General features: G+C 62.8%; 14 protein-coding genes and 1 rRNA gene. 7 read left to right on the top strand and 8 right to left on the bottom strand.

Annotated features, from left to right (window positions below):
• The first annotated feature begins 4 nt into the window (after positions 1-4).
• Positions 5-117 (top strand): 5S ribosomal RNA (rrf, locus tag PanNE5_RS02440).
• A 233-nt stretch (positions 118-350) separates the two neighbouring features.
• Positions 351-572: a hypothetical protein gene (locus tag PanNE5_RS02435; RefSeq protein WP_017233197.1), complete on the top strand. Its 222-nt coding sequence runs from the start codon at positions 351-353 to the stop codon at positions 570-572.
• 238 nt (positions 573-810) lie between these two features.
• Here PanNE5_RS02435 and PanNE5_RS02430 read toward each other — a convergent pair whose 3' ends face one another.
• The 7 genes from PanNE5_RS02430 to cyoA form a co-directional block, all read right to left on the bottom strand.
• Complete coding sequence (locus tag PanNE5_RS02430; RefSeq protein ID WP_315973449.1) at positions 811-1,611, bottom strand: serine hydrolase; 801 nt, start codon at positions 1,609-1,611, stop codon at positions 811-813.
• A 787-nt stretch (positions 1,612-2,398) separates the two neighbouring features.
• Positions 2,399-4,021, bottom strand: coding sequence for a gamma-glutamyltransferase (ggt, locus tag PanNE5_RS02425; RefSeq protein WP_232424580.1), 1,623 nt, complete (start codon positions 4,019-4,021; stop codon positions 2,399-2,401).
• 582 nt (positions 4,022-4,603) lie between these two features.
• The gene (locus PanNE5_RS02420; RefSeq protein WP_261939166.1) at positions 4,604-5,449 is read right to left on the bottom strand and encodes an SURF1 family protein; all 846 of its coding nucleotides are present in this window, start codon (positions 5,447-5,449) and stop codon (positions 4,604-4,606) included.
• Positions 5,450-5,461: 12 nt separating this feature from the next.
• Positions 5,462-5,869 (bottom strand): cytochrome o ubiquinol oxidase subunit IV, encoded by a 408-nt coding sequence (cyoD, locus tag PanNE5_RS02415; RefSeq protein ID WP_017233201.1) that lies wholly within the window; start codon positions 5,867-5,869, stop codon positions 5,462-5,464.
• Complete coding sequence (cyoC, locus tag PanNE5_RS02410) at positions 5,866-6,534, bottom strand: cytochrome o ubiquinol oxidase subunit III (protein WP_261939165.1); 669 nt, start codon at positions 6,532-6,534, stop codon at positions 5,866-5,868. Before cyoC ends, cyoD begins: the two co-directional genes overlap by 4 nt.
• Positions 6,527-8,518: a cytochrome o ubiquinol oxidase subunit I gene (gene cyoB / locus PanNE5_RS02405; protein WP_261939164.1), complete on the bottom strand. Its 1,992-nt coding sequence runs from the start codon at positions 8,516-8,518 to the stop codon at positions 6,527-6,529. The genes cyoC and cyoB overlap by 8 nt, the downstream gene beginning before the upstream one ends.
• Before the next feature lie 65 nt (positions 8,519-8,583).
• Complete coding sequence (gene cyoA, locus PanNE5_RS02400; RefSeq protein ID WP_051060118.1) at positions 8,584-9,618, bottom strand: ubiquinol oxidase subunit II; 1,035 nt, start codon at positions 9,616-9,618, stop codon at positions 8,584-8,586.
• Positions 9,619-9,778: 160 nt separating this feature from the next.
• Here cyoA and PanNE5_RS02395 point away from each other — a divergent pair, with 160 nt between their 5' ends.
• Positions 9,779-11,113: an MFS transporter gene (locus tag PanNE5_RS02395; protein ID WP_026131810.1), complete on the top strand. Its 1,335-nt coding sequence runs from the start codon at positions 9,779-9,781 to the stop codon at positions 11,111-11,113.
• A gap of 82 nt (positions 11,114-11,195) precedes the next feature.
• Here the strand turns inward: PanNE5_RS02395 and PanNE5_RS02390 are convergent, their stop codons facing one another.
• Positions 11,196-12,065: a LysR substrate-binding domain-containing protein gene (locus PanNE5_RS02390; RefSeq protein WP_261939163.1), complete on the bottom strand. Its 870-nt coding sequence runs from the start codon at positions 12,063-12,065 to the stop codon at positions 11,196-11,198.
• Between the two features lie 152 nt (positions 12,066-12,217).
• Between PanNE5_RS02390 and PanNE5_RS02385 the strand changes: the two genes are divergently transcribed.
• The 4 genes from PanNE5_RS02385 to PanNE5_RS02370 are packed head-to-tail and all read left to right on the top strand — an operon-like array spanning position 12,218 to position 16,866.
• Positions 12,218-13,243 carry an ABC transporter ATP-binding protein gene (locus PanNE5_RS02385; protein ID WP_410007555.1) on the top strand — a complete coding sequence of 342 codons (1,026 nt, stop codon included), beginning with the start codon at positions 12,218-12,220 and terminating at the stop codon, positions 13,241-13,243.
• The gene (locus PanNE5_RS02380; RefSeq protein WP_150552476.1) at positions 13,240-14,337 is read left to right on the top strand and encodes an ABC transporter ATP-binding protein; all 1,098 of its coding nucleotides are present in this window, start codon (positions 13,240-13,242) and stop codon (positions 14,335-14,337) included. The genes PanNE5_RS02385 and PanNE5_RS02380 overlap by 4 nt, the downstream gene beginning before the upstream one ends.
• Positions 14,338-14,378: 41 nt before the next feature.
• On the top strand, positions 14,379-15,881 hold the full coding sequence (locus PanNE5_RS02375; RefSeq protein ID WP_150563250.1) for an ABC transporter substrate-binding protein: 1,503 nt from the start codon (positions 14,379-14,381) through the stop codon (positions 15,879-15,881).
• Positions 15,882-15,921: 40 nt separating this feature from the next.
• On the top strand, positions 15,922-16,866 hold the full coding sequence (locus PanNE5_RS02370) for an ABC transporter permease (protein ID WP_017233210.1): 945 nt from the start codon (positions 15,922-15,924) through the stop codon (positions 16,864-16,866).
• The last annotated feature ends 1 nt before the right edge of the window (position 16,867 follow it).

The following is a 16,867-nucleotide window of genomic DNA, read 5'->3' as shown; positions in this document are numbered from 1 at the left end:
TATGCCTGATGACCATAGCGAGTTGGAACCACCCCTTCCCATCCCGAACAGGACCGTGAAACAACTCCACGCCGATGATAGTGCGGATACCCGTGTGAAAGTAGGTAATCGTCAGGCTCCCCCTAAAAACCCCTTGCTAACTCGTGTAGCAAGGGGTTTTTGCTTTTCCCCGGCGATAATGCCCAGCTCTGGCGCGGCTGCATGGCTTGATGCCATGGTCGTGTCGACAGCGATAACGCCCAGCGCCGGAGCGCCTGCATGGCTTGATGCCATGGTCGTGTCCACGTCGGTAATGCCCAGCGCCGGCGTGGCTGCGTTGGCTCGATGCCAAGGTCGTGTCCACGGCGATAATGCCCAGCACCGGAACGCCCGCGTGGCTCGATGCCCAGGTCGTGACGGGGCAGCTTGATCTGGCTGACATTCCCATGACCAATCCACCAATCCACCATTTCGGAACCAGTTCGCCGGACGGTCTTCGGTGGATGCCGTTGCCGAAATGGGGCGCCTCGACTGTCCCAATGCGCTGGGTGATCGAACAGCGTTATCGCCCGCGCATGGCCTCGCGCGACTGACGTATCAGGACGCTGGACCACCCGCAGACGCCAAGGTGCCGTCTCACTTAGATATGCCAACCGCGCCAGTCATCACACGCGCGTCCTCGCAACGAGCATGACAACCGATAGACAGTGACGTCGTTGAGGCGGGGCGCCTTCACACGCGCGTGCCGCGCGTCGTCGCAACGAGTACGACAACCAATGAGCGATACGTGCGCCGTTGAAGCGTGCGCCTTCACACGCCCCGTGCCGCGCGTCATCGCAACGAGCACGACAACCAATGGGCGATGCGCACGCCATCGAGGCGGGAGCCTTCCGGCGTGTCGCTGCCAAGCATCGTCACGATCACGGGACGCCGTTTGTGCACAAGCACGCGCATCACCATGTTATGCCCCGATTCGTTAATGAAGCCGGTCTTCTGGACGCTTGCATCCACTTTCCCGTAGCGCACCAGACGGTTCGTATTGACGTACTGCAACTGTCCCTTGCCCGTATTCACCCGTTGCTGATGATCAATCGAATAGCGACGGATCAGCGGATACGCGTTCGACGCCCGTACCAGACGCGCCAGTTCGCGCGCCGTCGATACATTGTTCGGTGATAGCCCGGTCGAGTTCGCGAAACGCGTGTTGGGCATGTTCAAGGCGCGTGCCTTGCGATTCATGGCGGAGATGAAGGCTGGACGTCCACCCGGATAGTCGCGGCTCAATGCGGCAGCAGCACGGTTTTCCGACGCCATCAACGAGATGTGGAGCATGTCGGCGCGCGAAAGCGTCGAGCCTACCGCCAGACGTGAATGGCTGAACTTGAGCGTATCGAGATCCGCATTCGTGACCGTGAGGGGGGCACGCATGGCCGGTCCACTATCGAGCCAGACGACTGCCGTCATCAGCTTCGACAGCGAGGCGATCGGGCGCACTTGATTGGCGTTGAGGGAGAAGAGCGGCGTTTTGGTATTCTCGTCGACAATATAAACGGCGCGCGAGAAAAGCCGCTTGCGTGATGCCGGCGTGAAGCCGCACCGTGCGAGCAGGCGTGGTTTGGCAGCAGTGTGCACGCGCGCGGTCGCGTTCGTTACCGCGCCAGCAGTGCGCACCGCTCCCGCTGCTCTCGACACTTTCGGCGTCGCATGCTGCCGCGTAGCATTAGCCCGATGCTTCACCGTCGTCTGCGCCCGACGCGCAGGTTTCGCCGCTTTACGGCCTGCATGGGTCTTTGCCCGATGATGTGCCGATCGATGGTGCGGCGCACGCGCAGCCGTTGCTTTCCGACGCGCGGGCTTCGACGTCGTCTTTGCTGCCATCTTTTTGTGCTTCGCCGGTTGGAGGTGGCGCTTGCCATGACCCGAATGATGGCTGGTCACCGCGAGCGCATCGCTGACTGGCATCCCGGCAACGAGCAGCGTCAAGCCAAAGAGCGCCAGGCGAGCGAGCGCGACGATGCGTGGCGTCAGACGAGGGAACCGGGAGAGACGAGGGCGGCGAGGGAGGCGACGAAGACGAGGCAACGACGAGCTAAACAATGGGTACCACAGGGCAGACATCTTCACGCGGTTCCATAGTCAGAAGATACGGTCGACATGTGCACACAACAAGGCAACTCGCGGCAGCAGCCACCGCACGCGATGCAGGCGAAATACACGGGAAACCTGTTGGACGTTACGCGCGCGAGGAGTTCCTGAGCGTTCAAACGACGCATTACAAAATGTTACAGATGTCTAACTCTCGGGGTACGAAGACGCTGCGACACACACGTTCGCAGACGGCATCCATAAAAAATGGGGCCGCGCGCGCGGCCCCATCAATTCCTTCGATCCCAATGTCGTTTGGATCACACGCCCTCAATCAATAACCGAGCGCGAGTCCCGTGTTGCGACGCGGATCGTTCGCGCCATAGTAGCGGTTCTTCCCGATCGGTTTGCCGCCCAGCGACGGCGCGCCCACGAGAATGGCGGCGACGTGGTTCGCCGGTTGCGGGCCGGCAAACTTCTGACCCCAACTTTCGAGGATTTTCTGCGTGTCGGGGCTCAGGGCGAACCGCTCGATGTTGGTCGCCTCCGGCATCCACTGCTGGTGGAAGCGCGGGGCGTCCACGGCTTCTTGCAGATTCATGCCGTAGTCGATGACGTTGAGCATCGTGAGCAGGGTGGCCGTGATGATGCGGCTACCGCCCGGCGTGCCAACGACCATGACCGGCTTGCCATCCTTCGTGACGATGGTCGGGCTCATCGACGACAGCGGACGACGACCCGGGCCGATGGCGTTCGCTTCGCCCTGGATCAGGCCATACAGGTTCGGCACGCCCACCTTGGCGGTGAAGTCGTCCATTTCGTCGTTGAGCATGACGCCCGTGCCGTTGGCCATCACCTTTGCGCCGAACCAGTCGTTGAGCGTGTAGGTGACCGACACCGCGTTGCCGTCGCGATCGATGATCGAGTAGTGCGTGGTGTTGCTGCCTTCATGCGGCGCCACCCCCGGCTTGATCTCCTGTGAGATACCCGCCTTCTGCGGGTTGATGGCCGCGCGAATCTTGGCCGCGTATTGCTTGTCGAGCAGGTGGGCAATCGGGTTCTTCACGAAATCGGGATCGCCCAGATAGCTGTTGCGGTCGACGTACGCGTGGCGCATCGCCTCGATGGTGTAATGCACCCCCTGCGCCGAGTGATACCCCAGCTCGGTCATCGGGTAGCCTTCGAGGATATTCATGATCTCGCAGATCACCACGCCGCCCGAGCTGGGCGGCGGGGCAGAGACCACGTGATAGCCGCGATAGTCGCACTCGACCGGCGCCAGTTCGCGCGTCTTGTACTGATCGAGATCGGCCTGGGTGATGATGCCGCCCCCCGCCTTCATCGACGCCACCAGCTTGTTGGCGACCTCTCCCTTGTAGAAACCGTCGGTACCCTTCGCGCTGATCAGCTTCAACGTACGTGCAAGATCCTTCTGCACAAGGCGTTCGCCTGGCTGGAACGGCTGGCCCTTGTTCAGGAAGATGGCGCCCGAATTGGCGCGGTCGCTCTCGAAATTCTTGGTCGCCGTCCAAAGCATGTCGACGTCGCCCTGATCGAGCACGAAGCCCTTTTCCGCCAGCGTGACGGCGGGCGCGATCAGTTGCGCACGAGTCTTGGTGCCATACTTTTCACGGGCGTATTCCATGCCCGACACGGAGCCGGGTACGCCCACTGCCTGATAGCCCGTGGTCGAGGCACCCTTGATGACGTTGCCGTCTTTGTCGAGATACATGTTAGCCGTCGCGGCCAGCGGGGCCTTCTCGCGGAAATCGAGGAAGGTCTTGCGGCCGTCCGCAAGCTGGATCGTCATGAAACCGCCGCCGCCGAGATTCCCGGCTGCCGGATATACCACGGCGAGCGCATATCCCACGGCCACGGCCGCGTCGACGGCATTGCCACCGGCCTTGAGCACGTCCACGCCGACTTTCGACGCCAGGTGCTGGGCGGTGACCACCATGCCGTTCTCGGCACCGACCGGTGCCTGCGAGGCCGCGTGAACGTTGAACAACGCACAGCTCAGCGCTGTCGCCAGAAACGCTTTGGATAAGGTTGGATTTTTCATCGTCTTTAAATGTTCTTGTTTGAGCGAGATAGGGGGAAATTTCAACTTCGCTGGCGACGGACGCACGACCAGCAGCTCGCCCGCGCGGCGCACCTGAGGCTGGCACGGTTGCGGGGCGACGTCTCCGCTGCCTTGGTTTCGGCATGCGTAACAGTTCCGTCGACCATGGAACGTTAACGCATATCGGCTAATTAGGGAATGATGTCTCACACGTCCGCGTGACGGGCCACATTGCGAGATCGAGTGGCTCTGGACATTCCGCAGAAGTGCCCGCTTGTCATTGCCGACAAGCGCTTGTTGCTATATGGGGTCAGATGTGGATGGGCGGTCGCTGCGGGAATCGAGGCAGATCGGCAGGCGGAACCGGTTGAAACGATGAGGTTCCGCCTGGCAGCTGTTGCGCTGTCACCACGTTGTCGTGAACGCGATTTCGGAAGGATGCGACACGAGACCGCGTCGCGGCCGCAGGGTGTTCGACTAGCCGCGCTTGCGCAGTTCGAGTCGGATGACGAACCCGCCGGCCACGGCCGACATGATCGCCAGCGCGTACCACGTCAGCAGATAGCTCATATGGTTGTTCGGGAACTGCACCACGGTGAGCCCGCCCACGGGGTAGTCGAGTGCCGGTGCCCGGCCGGTGACGGCTTCAGCATCGCCGCTGACGAGCGCGCGGCTTGCATCTGCGCCCGGCTTGCCGTCGGCATCGACGAAGAAGGGCGCCACGTCGGCGCTCGTTAGTCCGCGCGCGGTCGCAATGGCCGCGACGTCGCGCGAGTACCAGAGGTTCTCCGACGGCGCATTCTTGCGAAGGAATCCGCCGCCCGGCTCGGGCATGCGCAGCAGACCGGTGACGGTGAACGCACCCGCCGGGGCGGCCGGCACGGATTCCTTCCAGCCCGGCGGGACAAAGCCGCGGTTGATCAGCACTTCGCCCCCATCTGCCGTGCGCAACGGCGTGAGCACCCAGAACCCGCCGCCCAGATCGGTGACGGCTTGCACGAGCGTGTCCTTGTCGAACTGGTACGTGCCGCTGAGCGAGACGTGGCGATACTCATCCGCGGCCGCGTTGACCGAGGCCCACTGGCCACGCAAGGGCGCCGGGGTGGGCGGCGCATGCACGCGCGAATTCACACGCTCGATCAGATCGAGCTTCCAGGCGCGGCGATGAAGCTGCCAGGTCCCGAGCGAGACGAAGACGCTGACCAGCACCAACGTGATAACGCCAAGGATGATCAGTCGAAGGGGAGACGGGCGGGCGGGCGCACCGGAAGTGCGCGGGGGACGCTGTGCGCCCCCCGAGTCATGAAGTCGATTGCTGCTCAAGGGAAGTGCCGTTCAAGGGAGGTTTTTCGTATCCTGCATCATACCCGCCATCATGTTCTGGTTCAGGTGATACATCACCCATAGCGAACCCGACAGCGTGATCACGACCAGCACGATCGTGAAAATCAACGACAACAGGTTCCAGCCGCCTTCGGAGCGCCCGTTCATGTGCAGGAAGTAGATCATATGCACGACGATCTGAATGGCGCCCAGGAACAGGATCATGATCGCGGTGGTACTCGATTTCTCGAATACACCGCCCATCACGAACCAGAAGGGAATGGCGGTGAGAATGACCGACAGGATGAAGCCGGTCGCATACCCGCGCAGGGTGCTGTGCGGTCCTTCGTCGCCATGGTCGTGATCGTGATCGTGGCCGTGCCCGTCGGCATTGTGCAGGGTCGAGTCGTGGGTGCTCACGGCAGCACTCCCATCAGATAGACAAACGTGAAGACGCCGATCCACACCACGTCGAGAAAGTGCCAGAACATTGACAGGCACATGAGCCGGCGGCGGTTGGGCGCGGTGAGGCCATGCTTGCCGACCTGCACCATCAGGGTGATGAGCCAGACGATGCCGAACGTGACGTGCAGCCCGTGGGTGCTCACCAGCGTGAAGAACGAAGACAGGAACGCGCTGCGCCAAGGCCCCGCCCCCTCGTGAATGAGGTTCGCGAACTCGTAGAGTTCCAGCGAGAGAAACGCCGCACCGAGAACGCCGGTGACCGCGAGCCAGCCTAGCACCGCGCCCTGGCGTCGCCGCTGCATCTCGATCATCGCAAAGCCATAGGTGATCGACGAGAGCAGCAGGAAGGTCGTATTCAACGCCACGAGCGGCAGTTCGAACAACTCCGCACCGGTCGGCCCGCCTGCGTAGTTGCGCCCGAGTACGCCATACGCCGCAAACAGGCAGGCGAAGACGAGACAGTCGCTCATCAGGTAGACCCAGAAGCCGAGCAGCGTCCCGTTGGGCGGGTGGTAGTCGCTCGTCATCATGAACTTCAACTCGCCGTCGTGCGGCGCGCTGGGCGTGTGGGCCCCGAGCGGGGCGCCACCGGCCGGGAAGGGTGCCGTCGTATCAGACATGCTGCGCGAGCAGGCGCGTGCGCGCTGCCTCCGTTTGTTCGACCTGATCGGCCGGGATGTAGTACTCGCGGTGGTAGTTGAACGTGTGGCCGATGGCGGTCGCCAGCAGCGCCACGAACGCCACGATCACCACCAGCCACATGTGCCAGATGAGCCCGAAGCCGCATACCGTCGCAAGCCCCGCGAGGATGATGCCCGCGCCCGTGTTCTTCGGCATGTGGATCGGAATGAAGTCGTGCTCCGGACGCTTGAAGCCGTGCTGCTTCATCTGCCACCAGGCGTCGTTGTCGTGAATGATCGGCGTGAAGGCGAAGTTGTAGGCCGGCGGGGGGGACGACGTCGACCATTCCAGTGTGCGGCCATTCCACGGGTCGCCCGTGTCGTCGCGCAGTTGCTCGCGGCGGATGAAGCTCACGACGAGCTGGACGATGAAGCATCCAATGCCGATGGCGATGAGCAGTGCCCCCACGGCGGCGATCTGGAACCAGATTTGCAGCGACATGTCGTCGAAGTGGCTCACGCGACGGGTCACGCCCATCAGGCCCAGCAGGTACAGCGGCATGAAGGCGACGTAGAAGCCGATGAACCAGAACCAGAACGAGCACTTGCCCCAGAACGGATCGAGCCGGTAGCCGAAGGCCTTGGGGAACCAGTAGGTGATTGCCGCCATGACCCCGAAGATCACGCCGCCGATGATCACGTTGTGGAAGTGAGCGATCAGGAACAGGCCGTTATGCAGCGAGAAGTCGGCCGGCGGTACGGCGAGCAACACGCCGGTCATGCCGCCGATGACGAACGTCACCATGAAACCGACGGTCCACAGCATCGGCACTTCGAAGTGGATGCGCCCGCGATACATGGTGAACAGCCAGTTGAAAATCTTCGCGCCGGTCGGTATCGAGATGATCATCGTCGTGATGCCGAAAAACGAGTTCACACTCGCGCCGGAGCCCATCGTGAAGAAATGGTGCAGCCACACGAGGTACGACAGCACCGTAATCACGACCGTCGCATAGACCATCGACGCATAGCCGAACAAGCGCTTGCCGGAGAAGGTGGCGACCACCTCGGAGAACACGCCGAACACGGGCAGCACGAGAATGTAGACCTCGGGGTGGCCCCAGATCCAGATCAGGTTCACGTACATCATGGCGTTGCCGCCGAGATCGTTCGTGAAAAAGTTGGTGCCGGCGTAGCGATCCAGCGCCAGCAGGGCGAGCACGGCAGTTAGCACCGGGAAGGCAGCCACGATCAGCACATTCGTGCACAGCGAGGTCCATGTGAAGACCGGCATGCGCATCATCGTCATGCCGGGGGCGCGCATCTTCACGATGGTCACGAGCAGATTGATCCCCGAGAGCAGGGTGCCGATCCCGGCGATCTGCAGTGCCCAGATGTAGTAATCGACCCCGACGTTAGGGCTCTGCAGGATGCCCGATAACGGCGGGTAAGCCAGCCACCCAGTGCCTGCGAATTCGCCGACGAAGAGCGAGAGCATTACGAGCATGGCCCCGCTGGTCGTCATCCAGAAGCTGAAGTTGTTGAGGAACGGGAACGCCACGTCGCGCGCGCCGATCTGCAGCGGCACCACGAAGTTCATGAGGCCAGTCACCAGCGGCATTGCCACGAAGAAGATCATGATCACGCCGTGCGCGGTGAAGATCTGATCGTAGTGGTGCGGCGGCAGATACCCCATGTTGTCGCCAAACGAGATCGCCTGCTGCATGCGCATCATCGCGGCGTCGGCAAAGCCGCGCAACAGCATGACGATGCCCAGGATCACATACATGATGCCGATCTTCTTGTGATCGATGCTCGTGAACCACTCGCGCCACAAGTATCCCCACAACTTGAAGTAGGTGATGGCGCTCAGTACGACGATGCCTCCGAACGCTACCCCGGCAAAGGTCGCAACGAGAATCGGTTCGTGGTACGGGATCGCCTCGAGCGTGAGGCGGCCGAAGATCAACTTGACGATGTCCATAAGCTCGAGCCTGGGATCAATCGCGCACAAGGCGCATCATTGTCGACGGTTGGGCGCGGTATGCGTCACTGCGTAAGTCTCTCGCCGGGGGCGTGCCGAGTGTCGGAGGCGAACTGCACGGTGTTTTGCGCCGTGCACATCGCGTCGGCGAGCAACGACTCGGACGTGCCTGTGCGCGCCCGGCTGGCGCGCGGATGATTGGGCTGATCCATCATGTCCTTCAGACAGGTCTGCCCGGGTTGCACGCAGCGGTTCAGAATCGCGTCATAAAGATTGGGCGCCACGTCGCCGTAGTAGTGGACGGGCACCCATTCGCTCGGCTGGGAGAGGGCCTCGTACTTGTCGCGCGTGAGGTTGTCGCCGCGCGCCTTGACCTGTTTGACCCACGCGTCGAAACCGTCTGCCGACAGTCCGTGAAATTTGAAGCGCATGCCCGAGAAGCCCGCGCCGCTGAAGTTCGCGGAGAAGCCGTCATAGATCCCGGGCTTGTTGATGACCGCATGCAGCTTCGTTTCCATGCCCGGCATCGCGTAGATCTGTCCGGCCAGGGCGGGCACGAAGAACGAATTCATCATCGTCGTCGATGTGATTTCGAATCGGATCGGCCGATCGACGGGGGCGGCCAGTTCGTTGACGGTCGCAATGCCCAGATCGGGATAGAAGAACAACCACTTCCAGTCCATGGCGACCACTTGCACCGTGAGGGGGCGCGTGTCGGGGGGGATCTCGCGTTTGGCGTCGATGCGCTCAAGCGGCCGGTAGGGGTCCAGCTTGTGTGTGCTGACCCAGGTGAGCGCGCCCAACGCGATGATGATCAGCAGCGGCGCGGCCCAGATCAGCAGTTCGAGCAGCGTCGAGTGATCCCATTCGGGCGTGTAAATGGCACGCTTGTTCGACGCTCGGTAACGCCATGCGAAGACCAGTGTCAGCACGATCACCGGAACGATGATCAGCAACATCAGGACAGTGGAAATGATGATGATGTCCCGCTGCCTTACCGCAAGATCGCCCGAGGGCGACATCAATACGGTATTGCAACCGGACAGCAACGCGGTGGCGGGGAGCAAAAATACCCCGCGAAGGCACTTGGGGGAAGTCATGCTGCGATCGATGGAACCGTAGCCGTAGACCGGGTTCATCATGGACTCCCCTCCATGATGCGGCAATTTAGGGTAAACCCTATGGCGTCGATTCGCGATACCTGCGATGCTCTTCTGGCACGAGTGTCATGGTCATCCCGATCCGCAAGGGGGTCCGATAATGTCAAGCAGTGCTCATCAATCGCCGACGCCGCCCGGCGTGACTGCCGCATCGACAGCGCACGATCACGGGAGCAAGTCGCGCATTGCGCCCGAGGAAATCGCGGTCGGCGTGGTGGTCGGACGCACCTCCGAGTACTTCGACTTCTTCGTGTTCGGCATTGCCGCCGTCCTCGTCTTCCCCCATGTTTTCTTCCCGTTCGCTGACAGCCTGCATGGCTTGTTGTACGCGTTCGCGATCTTCTCGCTCGCGTTTATTTCGCGCCCGTTCGGTACCGCGCTGTTCATGAACGCGCAGCGCCGCTGGGGGCGCAGCGTCAAGCTCACCGCCGCGCTGTTCGTGCTCGGCACGGCGACAGCCGGCATGGCGTTCCTGCCGGGCTATGCGGTACTGGGGGACCGCGCCATCTGGCTGCTCGCGTTCTTCCGGCTCGTGCAGGGCATCGGCTTCGGCGGTTCGTGGGATGGGCTGCCGTCGCTGCTCGCGATGAACGCCCCACCTCAGCGGCGCGGCTGGTATTCGATGATGGGGCAACTGGGCGCGCCGATCGGTTTCATCATCGCGGCCTCGCTGTTCCTGTTCCTGCACTCGAGCCTTGAGTCCGACGACTTCCTAACGTGGGGGTGGCGTTATCCGTTCTATGTGGCGTTCGCCGTGAACGTGGTCGCGCTGTTTGCCCGGCTGCGTCTGGTGGTGACGCACGAATATACGGAGATGCTCGAAGAGGGCCAACTGGAGCCGATCAGCACGCGCGAGATGGTGCGCTCGCAGGGATACAACATCTTTCTCGGCGCCTTCGCCGCACTCGCAAGCTATGCGCTCTTTCACCTGGTGACGGTGTTCCCGCTGTCGTGGATCGCGCTGAAAAACAGCCAGGATCTGAACAATGTGCTGATCGTGCAACTGTGCGGCGCGGCGATCGCCATCGTGTGCACGGTCATTTCCGGGCGCATTGCCGACCGCATCGGCCGACGCACCACGCTGGGCCTCTTCGCCATCTTTATCGGCATATTCGCACTCTTCGCGCCGTTCCTGATGGGCGGCGGCTCGACGCAGCAAGACATTTTCATCCTGGTCGGCTTCGCCCTGCTCGGATTGTCGTACGGGCAGGCGGCGGGCACGGTGACGTCGAACTTCGAGCAACGCTTCCGTTACACCGGGGCGGCGCTGACGACCGACTTCGCGTGGCTGTTCGGCGCGGCCTTCGCACCGCTCGTGGCACTGGGATTGTCGTCCGAGTTCGGGCTGATCGCAGTGAGCGCCTATCTGCTCTCCGGCACTGTCTGCACGCTGCTGGCACTGCGCATCAACAAGGCCTTCGAGACGCGCGATTGATCGCATGCGCGGCTGCAGGCTTCTCATTTTCGGTCACGGCGCGACAGTGTTCGCGCCGTTTTTCCCTCGTCGCAGCATCCACTCACACGTCGTGCAACATGCCGGCGATGGCGGCCGTGATGTCGTGCGTGCGTGAGTCATGCTCACGATGAATCATGCCGACCGTGCGCAGCAAGGGCGGCTCGGCAATCGGCACGATGCGCAACAACGGGTCGGACTGCCAATCGCCGCGATGCAGTTGCGGCAGCACCGATACGCCGACATTCTTGCGCACGAGCGCGACGATCGTCTCGATGGAGTTCAGCTCCAGGTATTCGGTCACACCGAGCTTCGCCGCGCGTAACGCCTGCTCCACCACCATGCCGGTGCGAACGCGCCGGTCGAAGCGCAAAAACGCGTGCTCGTCGAGAATGCGCTGCGGGTCGGTTTCGGTGACGTCGCGATTCACGACCATGACCATCGGCTCGGTATAGAGGGGCGTCCACACCAGGCCGTCGACGCGCGCATCGTCGGCGCGCGCGACCACGGCGGCGATGTCGACCTCGCCCTGCTCGACGAGATCGGTCAGTTCGTCCGAGCGCGCCGACGTGAGCCGCACATCGAGCCGTGGGTGCGCGGTCTTGAGTTCCGCGACAGCCATCGACAGTGCGCCAATGACCGACACCACGGCGCCGATGGTGACCGGGCCCTGCATGGTGCCGGCGGAGGTGGCGCTCAGCTCGGCGGTGAGCGCCAGGATCTGCTCGACGCGCGGAAACAAGTCGCGTCCCTGACGCGTGAGCGTGATCTGCCGGCCGCGCCGATCGAACAGCCGCTGACCGACGGCATCTTCGAGACCGCGCATTTGCAGGCTGACGGCCGCCTGCGTCAGGGCGGCACGCTCGGCGGCCGCCGCAAACGAGCCGGTTTGTGCCACCAGCCGGAACGTCTTCAACATGCGCAACGTAAGCATCGAGAGGTTAAAAATAATTTACGTTTGAAAAAGAAATATTAATATTTCTTTTGCGTGCGTGGAAGACATAATCGTGTCACGCACATCCCTCGCGACCGACTTTCCGGAACCGGGGCAAGACGATTGATGACCCCTACAACGCGCCCATGACCATGCCCGCAGACGCTGGGCCGGTGCTTGATGTCACCGGACTGTCGCTGAAGTTTTCCAAAGCGCCCGACTCGCCGAATCTGATCGATGGCGTCTCGTTTGCCGTGTATCCCGGCAAGACGCTGTGCATCGTCGGCGAATCGGGATGCGGCAAGAGCGTGACGTCGCTCGCCCTCATGGGGTTGTTGCCGAGTCCGCCCGCCAATGTCGTGGCGGGGCGCGCGATGTTCGAAGGTCGGGATCTGCTGACGTTGGGGGAGCGCGACTTTGCCGACCTGCGCGGCAATCGTCTCGCGATGATCTTCCAGGAGCCGATGACCTCGCTGAACCCGTCGTTCACCATCGGTCATCAGATCGAGGAGGGCATTCGGCGCCATCGCGGTCTGGATCGCCGCGCCGCGCGCGCCGAGGCGCTCGAAATGCTCAAGCGGGTGCGCATCCCCGCACCGGAGACACGGCTCGACAACTACCCGCACGAACTGTCCGGCGGCATGCGTCAGCGCGTAATGATTGCGATGGCGCTTGCCAACCGACCCGCGCTGCTGATTGCCGACGAACCGACCACCGCGCTCGACGTGACGATTCAGGCGCAGGTACTCACGCTCATTCAAACCTTGCAGCGCGAAACCGGCACCGCCGTCGTGCTCATCACGCACGACCTGGGCGTGGTCGCCGAAGTCGCCGACGATGTCGCGGTGATGTACGCGGGGCGCATCGTCGAATACGGCTCGGTGAACGAGATCTTCGATGATCCGCAGCATCCCTACACCATCGGTCTGATGGGGGCGATTCCGTCGATTGGCAAACGCGAGGGCACGCTCGCGACCATCCGTGGCGCGGTGCCTTCACCGGAACGCATGCCTGCCGGTTGCCGTTTTGCGCCGCGCTGTCCGTTTGCCGAAGCCCGCTGCACGCAGGAAGCCCCTGTCGAGCGTACGTTGTCCGGCAAGCATCGCGTGGCCTGCTGGCTGGCACCGGTGGAGGCCCTGACACCGCCCGCATTCCCGATGGAAGAGGTTGCCGTATGAACGCCCCCGCCCCTGTGCACCCGCTGTTGGACGTGCGCGACCTGACCAAGCACTTCGGCGGTCATCGCGTCGGCTTCTCTCGTGCGCCCACGGTGTATGCGGTCAACGGCGTGTCATTTTCCGTGCAGGCCGGAGAGACGTTCGCAATCGTGGGCGAATCCGGTTGCGGAAAATCCACGCTGGGGCGGCTGTTGTTGCGCTTGCTCGATGCCACGCGCGGCGAAGTGCGCTATCAGGGCGAGGACATCATGACGTTGGGTGCGAGCGCCATGCGGCGTCTTCGGCGCGAACTTCAGATCATCTTCCAGGACCCGTTCGCGTCGCTCAATCCGAGCATGACCGTGGGGGGACTGATCGGCGAACCTATCGCGTTGCACGGCCTCGCCCGTGGGCGTGCCCGGGACGAACGCGTGGCCGAACTGCTGCGCACCGTCGGCCTGCAACCCGATTACGCACAACGCTTTCCGCATGAGTTCTCCGGCGGTCAGCGACAGCGCATCGGCATTGCGCGAGCCTTGGCGGGGGAGCCTCGGGTGATCGTTGGCGACGAGCCGGTCTCGGCGCTCGACGTTTCCGTGCAAGCCCAGGTCATCAATTTGCTCGAACGCCTCAAGCACGACTTCGGACTGACGCTCATCATGGTCGCCCACGATCTGGCGGTGATTCGCCACATGAGTGATCGTGTGGCGGTGATGTACCTTGGGGAGATTGTCGAGCTGGCCAGCGCGGACGCGCTCTTCGACACGCCGCTGCACCCTTACACGCAGGCCCTTCTGCAAGCAATCCCCGCGAGCGATCCGCACTTGCGGCGCGAACGCGCGCCGCTCGGCGGCGAATTGCCCAGCCCGACCGCGCCGCCGCCCGGGTGCCGCTTCCATCCGCGTTGCCCGCATGCGCGCGCCGCGTGCCGCGAGCACAAGCCGGTCGACGAAGTGTTGCCCGACGGCCGGCAAGTTGCCTGTCATTTCTGGCGCGAGATTCAGAACGCTGGGGCCAGTCCGGCGCGCGCCGCGGCGCCGAGCGATGCGCTGAGCGCGCGACTTGCGCTGTATCGTGCGCGCCAAGCCCAGGCCGATGCGGCCGTCGGCAGATAACAACACTTTCTCCCCACTCTCATCCACAAGGGATCTCACGCATGCGTAAAGTTCTGCTCGATCTTGTACTGGCGGCGTCGTTGACGACCGGCGCAGCCGCCGCGATGGCGCAATCGACGCTTCGCATCGGCTTGCAGGAGGACATCGGCTCGCTCGATCCCGCGCGCAGTTCGCAGGTCGTCGACCGCATGGTGCTGCGCTCGCTGTGCAGCTCGCTGGTCGACATCAGTACCGATCTGAAGTTCGTGCCGATGCTCGCCACCTCGTGGAGTGTGAGTGCCGACGGCAAGACGTGGACATTCAAGCTGCGCCAGGGCGTGAAGTTCCACGACGACGAACCGTTCAACGCCCGCGCCGTCAAGGCCAATCTGGACCGCGCGCGTAGCCTGCCCGCGAGCAATCGCAAGAGCGAGCTGTCGTCCATCGATCATGTCGACGCCGTGGACGACAGCACCGTCAACATCGTGCTCAAAGCGCCGGATTCCGCGCTGCTCGCCACGCTGTCCGATCGCGCGGGCATGATGCTCGCGCCCAAGACCCTGAGCGACGATGCCGCCGTGCAGTCCCACCCCGTGTGCTCCGGTCCGTACAAGTTCGTGCAGCGTGTACAGAACGATCGTGTGGTGCTGGAGAAATTCCCGGGCTACTGGGAAGCGGACAAGTATCCGATCCAGAAGGTCGTTTTCCTGCCGATTCCCGACACCACGGTGCGCCTGGCCAACGTGCGCTCGGGATCGCTCGACATGCTTGAACGCCTCGCGCCGTCGGATGTGGCCTCGGTCAAGCGCGATGCCAACCTGAAGTTCGTCTCCATCGACGGGTTGGGTTACTACGGCCTGACGTTCAATGTGGCGGCGAACGCGCCCAAGGCATTGCGCGACAAGCGCGTGCGTCAGGCGTTCGATCTGGCCATCGATCGCGACGCCATCAACAAGGTGATCGGCGGCGGTATCTTCACCCCGGCCAATCAGGCATTGCCGCGCTCGGGACAGTACTACGACGCGTCGATCAAGACGACCAAGCGCGACGTTGCCAAGGCAAAAGCGTTGCTGAAAGCGGCGGGCTTCGAGAAGGTCGACGTGACGCTGAGCTTCGGCAACAACACGGTTTCCAATCAGATGGCGCAGATGCTGCAGGCGATGCTCGCCGAGGCGGGCATTCAACTGAAATTGCGGCCGATGGATTACGCGGCGGCGCTCGACGCCGCCCATCGCGGCGACTTCGACGTGCTCTACAACGGCTGGTCGGGACGCGTGGATCCGGACGGTAACCTGCATCAGTTCGTCACGTGCAAGGGCAACCTGAACTACGGGCAGTACTGCAATGCCGATGTCGACAAGCTGCTCAACGAGGCGCGCGTGAAATCCAGCGTGGCGGAGCGCAAGCCGCTCTATGACGCCGCCGACAAGATCCTGTCCGAAGACAATCCCATCCTTTATCTGTACGTGCAGCCGTGGCCGTATGTGCTTACCAAAAAGGTGCAGGGATTCGTTGCCTATCCGGACGGACTGATTCGTCTGCGTGGCGTGAGCCTCAAGGGATAATCCGGGACCGCCCGGCATTACCAGGGAAACAGGAGCCGTCATGCTTCGCCTCGTCCTCCATCGTGCGCTGGTCGCGATACCCACGCTCATCATCGTGTCGATGATGATCTTCGGGCTGCAGAAGATGTTGCCCGGCGATCCCGTGCTCGCGATGGCCGGCGAGGATCAGAACCCGCAGGTCATCGCCGCGCTGCGCGAGAAGTACCACCTCGACAAGCCGCTGCCCACGCAGTACGCGCTCTGGATCGGCGACGTGCTGCGCGGCGACCTCGGCAACTCGCTGCGCACAGGCGAGCCGGTCACGACACTGATCGCGCAGAAGCTGCCCGTGACACTGCAACTGGCGATGTTCGGATTGCTGATTGCCATCGGGATCGGTATCCCACTGGGCATCCTGTCGGCGGCCAACCGCGGCAAGGCCATCGATTACGGCGCGAACGTGCTGGCCTTGTCCGGCATGTCGATCCCCAACTTCTGGCTCGGTATTCTGCTGATCTTTCTGGTCTCGGTGCGTTGGCACCTGCTGCCGTCGTCGGGTTACGTATCGCCTGCCGAAGACCTGTGGATGAGCTTCAAGACGATGGTCATGCCGGCGTTCGTGCTCGGCGCGGCGCTGGGGGCTCAGTTGATGCGCCACACGCGCAGCGCCATGCTTGGCGTGCTGCGCACCGACTACATTCGCACGGCGCGCGCCAAGGGTCTGTTGCGTGGCACCGTGGTGCTCAAGCATGCGCTGCGCAATGCGCTGATTCCTATCGTGACGGTGCTCGCGCTGCTCTTTGGCGAACTGCTCGCGGGCGCGGTGCTCACGGAACAGGTCTTCACGATTCCGGGATTCGGAAAGCTGGTCGTCGATGCCGTGTTCAATCGTGACTATGCCGTGGTACAAGGCGTGGTCCTGGTGACCGCCGTGAGCTTCATCGCACTCAACCTCCTGGCCGACGTGCTTTACGTCTTGCTCAACCCGCGCCTGCGTCGCGCCTGAG

It is taken from the genome of Pandoraea sp. NE5, assembly GCF_024363545.1.
Lineage (GTDB): Bacteria > Pseudomonadota > Gammaproteobacteria > Burkholderiales > Burkholderiaceae > Pandoraea > Pandoraea cepalis.
Note: the sequence above shows the minus strand (reverse complement) of the source record. Positions and strands in the feature narration are given on the sequence as shown.

Excerpts from the sequence above, each read along its gene's own strand:
- PanNE5_RS02435 (WP_017233197.1), top strand. The coding sequence starts at position 351 with ATGCCCAGCACCGGAACGCCCGCGTGGCTCGATGCCCAGGTCGTGACG.
- ggt (WP_232424580.1), bottom strand. The coding sequence starts at position 4,021 with ATGGTGGTCACCGCCCAGCACCTGGCGTCGAAAGTCGGCGTGGACGTG.
- cyoC (WP_261939165.1), bottom strand. The coding sequence starts at position 6,534 with ATGTCTGATACGACGGCACCCTTCCCGGCCGGTGGCGCCCCGCTCGGG.
- cyoB (WP_261939164.1), bottom strand. The coding sequence starts at position 8,518 with ATGGACATCGTCAAGTTGATCTTCGGCCGCCTCACGCTCGAGGCGATC.
- cyoA (WP_051060118.1), bottom strand. The coding sequence starts at position 9,618 with ATGACTTCCCCCAAGTGCCTTCGCGGGGTATTTTTGCTCCCCGCCACC.
- PanNE5_RS02395 (WP_026131810.1), top strand. The coding sequence starts at position 9,779 with ATGTCAAGCAGTGCTCATCAATCGCCGACGCCGCCCGGCGTGACTGCC.
- PanNE5_RS02390 (WP_261939163.1), bottom strand. The coding sequence starts at position 12,065 with ATGCTTACGTTGCGCATGTTGAAGACGTTCCGGCTGGTGGCACAAACC.
- PanNE5_RS02385 (WP_410007555.1), top strand. The coding sequence starts at position 12,218 with ATGCCCGCAGACGCTGGGCCGGTGCTTGATGTCACCGGACTGTCGCTG.
- PanNE5_RS02380 (WP_150552476.1), top strand. The coding sequence starts at position 13,240 with ATGAACGCCCCCGCCCCTGTGCACCCGCTGTTGGACGTGCGCGACCTG.
- PanNE5_RS02375 (WP_150563250.1), top strand. The coding sequence starts at position 14,379 with ATGCGTAAAGTTCTGCTCGATCTTGTACTGGCGGCGTCGTTGACGACC.
- PanNE5_RS02370 (WP_017233210.1), top strand. The coding sequence starts at position 15,922 with ATGCTTCGCCTCGTCCTCCATCGTGCGCTGGTCGCGATACCCACGCTC.